The sequence below is a fragment of the Methylotenera sp. genome (assembly GCF_030653755.1).
In the GTDB taxonomy this organism is placed as follows: domain Bacteria; phylum Pseudomonadota; class Gammaproteobacteria; order Burkholderiales; family Methylophilaceae; genus Methylotenera.
Map to the genome: position 1 here is coordinate 78,448 of NZ_JAURYU010000041.1, position 9,880 is coordinate 88,327.

The window sequence follows — 9,880 nt, forward strand, 5'->3', positions numbered from 1 at the left end:
ATATTTATTGTTGCTTTACTGGATCAAACGGATTTGTCAGCATTCTTAGTAAGAAATCCACATCCACACATTGAATAAACAAATTTCCTTCATTCGCTTTAATAATCCACTTAATCAAATTGCCTCGTTTATCATTCGCTAGCGGTGTCATACTTATCTGAGCCTGATTAAACTGAGCGACAGAGTGTAAGGCACCTACAAGCAAGCCAATTTTATGTCCGCCACACATAATCACTACCACCTGACTGTTACTATCAACCACTGATGGAACGCCACTCAATAAGTAACTGAGATCATAAACCCACACATAATTAGCGCCATTACCCTCATGTTGAACTGCAATCACACCGACACGCTCTGAACGACTACCTATCGACACTGAAGATATCTCTGATGCCGACAATGCCTCTAAAACTATTTCCGCCTCTAGGGCAAATAGTGTCTCATCCACAAAAAATGTTGCAAACTCAGGATCTGATGACTGCACAGACTCAGAATGAATAATAGAGGCTGAGTCATTACCAGAACTAAAGTGGTTTCTCACCTCGCCAAATGCATCATAAACAACAGCAATCACATCCTCTTTATATCCATCAGTTACTTTAAACTCACGGTAGCCGTTAGATACACTACAGCCAAGAATGCAGTAATGGCCATCGCGTATCACAATGCGTGAAGTGCATTTACCATTCGGCAACTGAAGTAAGTCTGGGTCTACATCTAAGACAGAACCTACTGGACGAGAAGGATCTGTACTAGAGATAATCTTAGCCTGTCTATCAATATAAAATGCCTTAATGGATTCATTATCGGCAATACCACCGAGTAACATCGCATTAAACTCAGGTGTTGAATCAAAGACCAATCCAATACCACCAACGACATCAACCCCATCAGGCGACATAATGGCCGCATGATAAATATAGGTAGGATCATTCTTATAGATTGAACTAGGCTCAAATGGTGAAACATAGTACTGCTGTTCATTACGCAGAGATAACACTTCAGTCAATGTGACATCATCAACTGATGACCCGATAATTGAACCACCTTCATCCACAGGGTTAGTACTCGCAACGATAACACCTTGTTTATCATAGACAAAAATACGCGTGTACACGGTATACAACTGGTTTATGTAGTTCAATATCTCTGTAATACGCGACACACTTGCAACATCCATACGTTCAGAAGCAAGTGCCACTCTGAGTTCAGGTGTCACAGCCCACCAGCGGCAGTCATCAGAGCGTTCATATAAATTACGATCAAGTAAGTCTACTAACAAATGTGACATAAACTCAGAGTCTTGCAATCGTGAAGCAAGCACTGTCTCATAAAGGTCATTAATAGATTGCGCAAATAGCTCGTTACTACGTGTACCAGTTTCACTAATCTGGTCTAGTATAGTTTTGAGTTTAAACAACTCCCCTGTCTGTCCAACAGTCATGACTTGGCCATTCCATACAACCCTGCGTATAGTTGAAGCCGCTGTCATTACCTCATAAAGTGGTGGGCAAAAAGACTGTGCATGAGATAACAACCCTCTCGCTACTTTTGCATCTAAAGACTTCAATGCACTTGTTTCCTGGCCTGTAAAGGCAATATCAACAGGCGTCATCACTTGACCTTGCCAGCCTATTGGCCCCATATAACCTTGGTAACCATTTGCTTTGAAAGTCGCCACTAGATACTCACGCCCACCATATATCATTAATCCAGGTTTAGCATCATGATTAACAGGCACTACCGCCCCTACAGGAATCCAGCGAGGATCACTGGTTTCAATCACCTGTTGCTGCTGATCTAACAACAACATCACCGACCGTAAGCTAGGGTCTCGATGAGATTGGAAAATACCAGCCATCTCTTCAACAAAATTAAAACACAGGCATAAAATTCCAACTACCGCACCAGTTTCAGGATGCAGCATACGTTTTGAATAAACCAGCGCTTTATCTTTTTTGGGGCGCAAATCAGTATGACGATAAGTTTCTACGTAATCTTCTGATGTTAAAGTTTCATGAATCAAAGGATCTAAACTGCCCTCTATTGGTGTTTCTTGGTTAATCTGCACCAAAACGTTGCCATGAACATCTAGTAGAATAATTTCATCATAGACCGTATATTTACTTCTGTAAGCGCGTAAGCGCAAACGTATATCATCAACATTTCCACCAACACCTGCCACAAAACTGCATAACTCACGGTCTGTCGCAAGAAACCCAACATCAGCGGTACGTTCGTAAAGATTACGCACCAAGATATCAATGACATATTTTGCCTTGGTGCCAATCTCGTTAAATACAGTGGCAACTTTTTCTTGCACTAAGCTTAAAACCAACTCTTTTTCTAACCGATTAAAGCCGTCTCGGGTTGCAGCCATCGTAGGCAATATGCTCTTTGCTTCCACTGGGCAGTTCATTTTTGCTGACGATTCAATAATTCTCCACATTAAATTTAGCTCATGTAAAGATTGTTCACAACGAACAACATCCCTCATAAAAGGCAGGTAATTATCGATTTGAAACGAAGAAATCTGATTCATTATTAGCTCACAGACAATAATTGATAATTGGTCGCATTACTTACATAAAACATTAATTTTATGATTTTAATATAAGCAATATATAGGCCAATACAAAATAAACACTTACTAACGTTTGATATCTATATAAATTTTAGTGACTTATTAACTTATAAATAAAACAATATGGTGCAACGCACCACACCATGCACTTTAAAAGTGCATAATAACTTAGCAAGTAGAATTAAGGATAGATAAGCATTTTCATTAAGTCCTTTTAAAAAGCAGCGTTTGAATGATTGAACACAAAATACGCATTCAATATAAGATGGCATAGTTAATGCTTAACTGACACAAGCATCAATTTTGGCATAACCAATCAATGAACCCTGCATCAGCACCATATCAACCTGAGACATCGATTGTCGCTTTTAAGAGTGATAAGCACATGCATGATGCGTTGATGCATAATCTTGAAGGAATGTTGTACTGCTGTCTTTACGATAAAGACTGGACCATGGTTTTTGTCAGTAATGGCTGCAAGGAGTTGACTGGTTATGACCCTGATGACCTGCTTCAGAACAAACATATTTCTTATGAAGCCGTGACATTGGAAGATGACCGAATCATGGTGCGCGACACCATCAACAATGCACTAAATGAAGGTACTCGGTACGAAGTTGAGTATCGCATCAAACATGCCAATGGCAGTGTTATTTGGGTATTAGAACGCGGCAATCCAATTTATAACGATGCAGGAGCAGTCATCGCCTTAGAAGGCTACATTCAGAATATTGCAAAACGCAAAAGCATCGAACAATCACTTCTCGCAGCAGAACTGAAATACCGTTCAATCTTCGAAAACACCCTTGAAGGTATCTTTCAAACAACCGCTGATGGGCATTATTTAATCGTTAATCAATCACTTGCGCGCATGTACGGTTACAGCTCCCCTGAAGAGCTTATTCTTGCATTCAATAACATACAAGAGCAGCTATATGTAAAGCCTGGCCGTCGTGAAGAGTTTGTACAATTACTTAAAGACAACGATAGCGTAGAAAAATTTGAATCATTAGTGTATCGAAAAGATAAAAGTACGATTTGGATCTCAGAAAATGCACGTGTTGTGCTTGATGAATCAGGCAATCTGCTCTATTACGAGGGAACGGTTGAAAACATCACTGCTCGTAAGAGCTATGAAGAAAAACTAGAATATCAAGCGATGCATGACAGCTTAACGGGTTTACCAAACCGGAACATGCTTAATGATAGGCTACAGTTATGTATTAATTTTGCCAATCGCTATAAAAATAAAATGGCGGTTGCATTTTTAGATTTAGACCAATTTAAACTCATTAACGATAGCATGGGACATGAGGTTGGAGATGAGCTGCTCATTATCATGGCAAATAGATTATCCAGCTCAGTCCGTGAAATCGACACTGTGGTAAGACTTGGCGGTGATGAGTTTGTCATATTACTCACCAATATTGATGACACCAATGATATTTTCCTTAGCATGCAACGTGTACTTGAAGCCGTTGCTGTCCCACTAACGATTAACAGTCTAGATTACTTAGTTACCTGTAGCATCGGTGTTAGCATTTACCCTAATGATGGACTTGATGCCAACGCATTACTTCGCAATGCTGATACAGCCATGTACAAAGCTAAGAAAGCGGGTAGGAATAACTTCCAAATTTACACGCAAGCACTGAACATCGCATTAACTGAACGCGTCACACTAGAATACAACTTACGCCAAGCCATTGAACTAGAAGAGTTCATACTGTATTACCAACCCAAGGTGAATTTTGCGACAGGTAAAATATGTGGCGCTGAGGCTTTAATACGCTGGCAGCCTGAAGGTGGCGAGTTGATATCACCACTTAAGTTTATCAACATTGCGGAAGAAACAGGTTTAATAGAAACAATCGGTGAATGGGTGCTCGCTACAGCATGCTATAAAGCCAAAGCTTTGCAGGAAAAAACTGGTCAATATATCCCTATCGCAGTCAATGTTTCCCCTAGACAATTCAGGCAATCCAACTTAGCCAACACCATCAAAAAAATCTTAACTGTCACTCAACTAGACCCTAGCTACCTCGAGCTAGAAATAACAGAAAATACACTGATAGATGATTCAACAAAGTTTATAGAAACGTTACATTCACTCAAAAAAATTGGGGTAAAACTAGCCATTGATGATTTTGGTACTGGTTATTCAAGCTTGGCTTACTTAAAAGACTTTCCAATCGACCGATTGAAAATCGATAAAGTATTCGTCAGTAGTATTGAAGAGGACCCTGCAAACAAGGCAATACTGAAAGCAATTATCGTCCTAGGACAAAGCCTTGGCATAGAGGTCATTGCTGAAGGTGTAGAAACGAAATACCAATACGATTACCTAAAATCTATAGGCTGTGATGAACTACAAGGATACTACTACAGCAAGCCTTTACCTGAGCAGAAATTCGAACAGTTCGTGATAGACCAAATTAGGTAGCTCAATTGATAGCAAAAAAATCAGTTAATAGACCGACGAGGCAGTATTTACATTAAATGCAATTGCCTTTTTTTGCTTGGCCTGGGGGGCAATGATGTCCGAAGTGATGACACCCACTAATAAAGATAGCAGAAACGAGTAGGACTATTGAGATTATTTTATTCATTCGGCTAAGGTAACACAGGTAACAAAATTTAGATAACTTATTATCTATATAGTATGCTTATCTAAGTATACGCCTTTCGCAATATCAATTAATTAGCATTATCCTGATGATGTATACCCGCAAAAATAGCAGCAACCACAATTAAGCTTCCACCAATCCACTCATTCAAATCCATGGTTTCATGGGCAAGATAATAAGAAGCGATGGCAGCAACCACCAATTCAAATAAAAATAATACAGAAGCTCTTGTGGCTTCAACTCTGGCTACACCATATTGCACGAAGAAAGTTGCAGCAATCAACAAGATTGCAATTAATATCATTACGCTCCAATCTATCAAAGTAAAGACAGTAGGGCTTGGTATAGAAGATTGGGCAACAGGCACAAACAACAAAGCAACAACAATGACACCTATCCATATGGCATAGGACTTAGCAGTCAAAGATAAATGGCTAGATTTTCTTGCAATCACATTCGTTAGCGCAAATCCTATCCCTGCAGATACTGCAAGCCACTCAGCGGCATTTCTAGGCAATGGTAAATAACCAAACTTAGGATCGTGAAGCATAATAAATGCACCAAGCAATGACGCAGCAATGGCAATATATCCCGTGAGTTGCGTTTTTTCTTTTAACCAAAAGTGAGCAAGGATTAAGGTCCAAAATGGTGACAAATAAAACAACAACATGACACGCATCACTTCACCATCAATAATGGCAAGTACATAACTTAAGTTTGTCCATCCTGCTACCAAACCAAGCCAAATGATACTTGCAGGAAGTTTAGCAGCCCCTCGCCAATGCTTACCTAAAAAAATAGTGGTAATCGCAATCGTAATCGCGTAAGTGTAGAAGCTAGAAGCAACGCCAGACACTCCAGCATCAGCCATCAAACGGTACGGGTACCAGATAATTCCCCAGCAAAAAGCGCCAAAAAGTAGGCCGAATACCGCAAAAAAGTTTTTATTATTGCTGTTGCTCACTATAATGTTACCTTATGAATCCAAATCTAAATTTATTACAACCCTACCCATTTCAACGTCTGCGTGATTTATTTAAAGGGATTACTCCCAATGCAGGTTATACACCTATTAACTTATCGATAGGTGAACCTAAACACGAAACTCCGCAGTTAATTAAAGACGCATTAGTAAACCACCTAACTGGTTTAGCTAATTATCCCACGACTATAGGCTCAATTGAGCTAAGAAGTGCGATTTCCAACTGGATTACACGTCGCTATCAAGTACCTACCCTTAGTCCTGAAAAAGCGATTTTGCCAGTAACAGGTAGCCGCGAAGCATTATTTGCATTTGCTCAAGTCATTATTGATAAAACAAAAACCGACCCTGTTGTCATTTCACCAAATCCGTTTTATCAAATCTACGAAGGTGCTGCGTTTCTGGCTGGCGCTACCCCCTACTTTCTAAATACACTGCCACATCAAGACCCAAACCATCACCACGTCATGGATTTTACTAGCGTGCCAACCGATGTATTAGCACGTACACAACTGGTATACATTTGTAGTCCTGGCAACCCTTCTGGCAAGGTAATGAGTTTAGACCAATGGCGCAACATTTTTAGCCTATCTGACCAATACAACTTCGTGATTGCTGCCGATGAGTGCTATTCAGAAATTTATTTTGATGAAAAATCACCGCCATTAGGTGCATTACAAGCTGCGCATCTATTAGGCAGAGACTACAAGAATCTCGTCGTATTCAGCTCGCTTTCTAAGCGCTCCAATGTACCTGGCATGCGTTCAGGTTTTGTTGCGGGCGATGAAAAAATTATTGAATCATTTACGCTCTACCGCACTTATCATGGCTGCGCGATGAATCCTGCAGTTCAAGCCGCCTCTATTGCGGCATGGGATGATGAAGCACACGTCATTGAAAACCGCAGGTTGTACGCCGCGAAATTTAAAGATGTAACGCCATTGCTGACTAAGGTATTGGACGTAACAGTCCCAGATGCCGCATTTTATCTATGGGCAAAGATTAATGACCCGAGCATTTCTGATACAGATTTTGCCGTAAAACTATACCGAGACCTCAATATTACAGTGCTTCCTGGCAGTTTTTTAGCGCGCGATGCGCACGGTGTTAATCCAGGTAAAAACTTCATCCGCATGGCGCTAGTCGCCTCATATGATGAATGCATTGAAGCTGCTAATCGAATCAGCGCTCATTTCTAACTGACTAACAATATGACTAATCTGTATTAATGCAGATTAGTCATATTGCAATTAATTTACCGCTCACATCTACTTAATGTATTGATTATTCAAGCGCACTGCCAGTGCACTCAGGCCAATTAAGGCAATGCCTATCATCACCAACGCAATAGGCCAGCCCACGGTGTTTGCGAAATGCTCTGCAGTATAGTATCCGATATATAACAACATCGTGATGGTACCTACCAGTAAGAGCGTTCTACTGCGCACATATGTACTTAAAAATATGATAAAAGCTGTAGCGCCAAGGTACAAAGGTTCCAACAAGGTATTTTCTACAGATTCAAATATTGACCATAATAGCAACACAGCCCCAACAAAGTACCAAAACGGGGCAATCGCAATATGCTTAGATTGATTAATCGCATACGCAATACACAATAAAGCGCTACCAATCACCATCCCAATCAACTTTTCATTCACGTCCCAGATATCAAATAAATTTGCAAAAAAGATACATCCGAACAATATTGCACTAAACGCCATCACCGTACGCTGTTTCCCCCAAAAAACTGCCCCTTGCTGAACCAGCATATAGCTAGCCATGAACAACAAGCCATGACGCACATCATCCCCTGATGAGTACTCCTGCAACATCACCATAATGCCAGTGGGTTGCAACACCGTCGATATTAAGAATAATGGCGTTGCAGCACGCTCATATTTAGCATCAGTCAGACAAATCAAGCCCATCACAAAAGCTGTCAAGCCCGTGCCTAGAGTCACAATCACACGTGAGGCTGAGCTAAAGTCATCCCAATACATTGATATAAAAACACCAATGCCTGCAAACACGAAAATACCGCCTATGTACCCAAACAACTTGGACAGCACTCCCGATGGCTCTTGGTTTGGCTGCTGCAACGATGCATTAAGTGCGTGTGCAATCTCAGCTAAGGTGATTTGATTATGTTTCGCTAGTGAAACGATATCTTGCAAAGCATCCTCTTTAAGTGACATGGCAGCTCCTTATTTTTTGATGACCCAACCAACAAATTTCACTTGGTTATAGTAATAATGCTGTTGTGTATTAGGGATTTTATAACCAATACTTCCTTTTCTAAGCCTAAAGCCATTATCGCGGTAGCCAGCACCAAACAACCCACCGACCATACCGCCCCCACCATAACTGGGGCCATCTAGTCGATATCCATCTGGTGAGACCATTGCCGTATCAATCATCATATTTTCCGTTTCTTGCAATACTGCAACACCATCAACTACGGATGCAGCGGCTTTAGAAATATCCACTGTAATTTCACGCACGCTGTCAGTCTTGGCATCGTAAACCATCAATCGCGTTAAATCATCGCTTCGGTCTTTATTCTCATTCTTGTTTACTTTAACCATTAACTTCTGGTTTTTAACTAAAAAATCAATCAAGTAGTCTGGCTTATTCTGGTAATCATATTGCTTGGTGGTGAACAACATTTCATATTGTGGTGGTGGACTCATTAACTGTGGAATCACAGTCGATGCAAAGAAAATAAAAATCAACAATATAGGCAAAGTCAGACCTACGACCAATACCAAGTTTTCTTTAATAAAGTTTTTCATTATTGTCCCTTAATAAATGCGGCAACAGTATTCAACACGTCCTCATGCATCAGTGTATTTAAACAATCTACTTGTTGTATATTTTCCATGCTACGCAACCATGTCAGCTGACGCTTGGCTAACTGACGCGTTGCAAAAATACCTCTATCGCGCAATTCAGCTTCATCATACACGCCTGCCAAATACTCCAAAGCTTGACGATAACCAACGCAACGCATTGAAGTACTATCAGGTGTCAATGCAGGATGTTTTTTCACTAATGCTTTGACTTCGTCAATAAACCCATCCGCTAGCATTTGATCAAATCTGACGGCAATGCGCTCATGCAACACTTTGCGATCACTAGGCACTAGCGCAATCTTAAGCAATCGATACGGTAAGGTATCACCACTTGTGGCCTGATGCAGTGACGTCATGGATCGCCCAGTAATTCGGAAAACCTCTAAAGCACGCTCTATTCTTTGCACATCGTTAGGCTGTAAACGTGCAGCACTTTCAGGGTCTATCAATGCTAGTTTTGCATGCATGGCAGGCCAGCCCACTTCTAACGCTTCTTGTTCAATTTGTTGCCTAACATCAGCATCCGCTTCAGGCAATTGACTTAAGCCTTCCTCTAGCGCTTTAAAATAAAGCATTGTTCCACCGACCAACAATGGAATTTTTCCACGTGCTGTGATATCAGCCATTAACCTTAATGCGTCACTTCTAAACTGAGATGCTGAGTAAACATCAGTGGGTGGAATAATATCAATCAAAGCATGTGGTGCCTCTGCCAATACTTCAGCACTTGGCTTTGCCGTACCTATATTCATGTCTTGATAAACTAGCGCAGAATCTACGCTGATCAATTCTATCGGCAGTTTTTTATATAGACTTACTGCCAAATCGG

7 protein-coding genes are annotated in these 9,880 nt (G+C 40.7%); 2 read left to right on the plus strand and 5 right to left on the minus strand.

The window, feature by feature from the left end:
• Positions 1-4: 4 nt before the first annotated feature.
• The gene (locus Q7U33_RS07385) at positions 5-2,452 is read right to left on the minus strand and encodes a chemotaxis protein CheW (RefSeq protein ID WP_304859206.1); all 2,448 of its coding nucleotides are present in this window, start codon (positions 2,450-2,452) and stop codon (positions 5-7) included.
• Between the two features lie 454 nt (positions 2,453-2,906).
• Here Q7U33_RS07385 and Q7U33_RS07390 point away from each other — a divergent pair, with 454 nt between their 5' ends.
• Positions 2,907-5,030 carry a bifunctional diguanylate cyclase/phosphodiesterase gene (locus Q7U33_RS07390; RefSeq protein WP_304859209.1) on the plus strand — a complete coding sequence of 708 codons (2,124 nt, stop codon included), beginning with the start codon at positions 2,907-2,909 and terminating at the stop codon, positions 5,028-5,030.
• Positions 5,031-5,284: 254 nt separating this feature from the next.
• Here Q7U33_RS07390 and Q7U33_RS07395 read toward each other — a convergent pair whose 3' ends face one another.
• Positions 5,285-6,178 carry a DMT family transporter gene (locus Q7U33_RS07395; RefSeq protein WP_304859211.1) on the minus strand — a complete coding sequence of 298 codons (894 nt, stop codon included), beginning with the start codon at positions 6,176-6,178 and terminating at the stop codon, positions 5,285-5,287.
• Between the two features lie 14 nt (positions 6,179-6,192).
• Between Q7U33_RS07395 and dapC the strand changes: the two genes are divergently transcribed.
• The gene (dapC, locus tag Q7U33_RS07400) at positions 6,193-7,395 is read left to right on the plus strand and encodes a succinyldiaminopimelate transaminase (protein WP_304859213.1); all 1,203 of its coding nucleotides are present in this window, start codon (positions 6,193-6,195) and stop codon (positions 7,393-7,395) included.
• Between the two features lie 69 nt (positions 7,396-7,464).
• Here the strand turns inward: dapC and Q7U33_RS07405 are convergent, their stop codons facing one another.
• The 3 genes from Q7U33_RS07405 to miaA are packed head-to-tail and all read right to left on the minus strand — an operon-like array spanning position 7,465 to position 9,875.
• Complete coding sequence (locus Q7U33_RS07405) at positions 7,465-8,394, minus strand: DUF2157 domain-containing protein (protein WP_304859215.1); 930 nt, start codon at positions 8,392-8,394, stop codon at positions 7,465-7,467.
• Between the two features lie 9 nt (positions 8,395-8,403).
• Positions 8,404-8,991, minus strand: coding sequence for a hypothetical protein (locus Q7U33_RS07410; protein ID WP_304859217.1), 588 nt, complete (start codon positions 8,989-8,991; stop codon positions 8,404-8,406).
• Complete coding sequence (gene miaA / locus Q7U33_RS07415) at positions 8,991-9,875, minus strand: tRNA (adenosine(37)-N6)-dimethylallyltransferase MiaA (RefSeq protein WP_304859223.1); 885 nt, start codon at positions 9,873-9,875, stop codon at positions 8,991-8,993. The genes Q7U33_RS07410 and miaA overlap by 1 nt, the downstream gene beginning before the upstream one ends.
• Positions 9,876-9,880 lie beyond the last annotated feature (5 nt).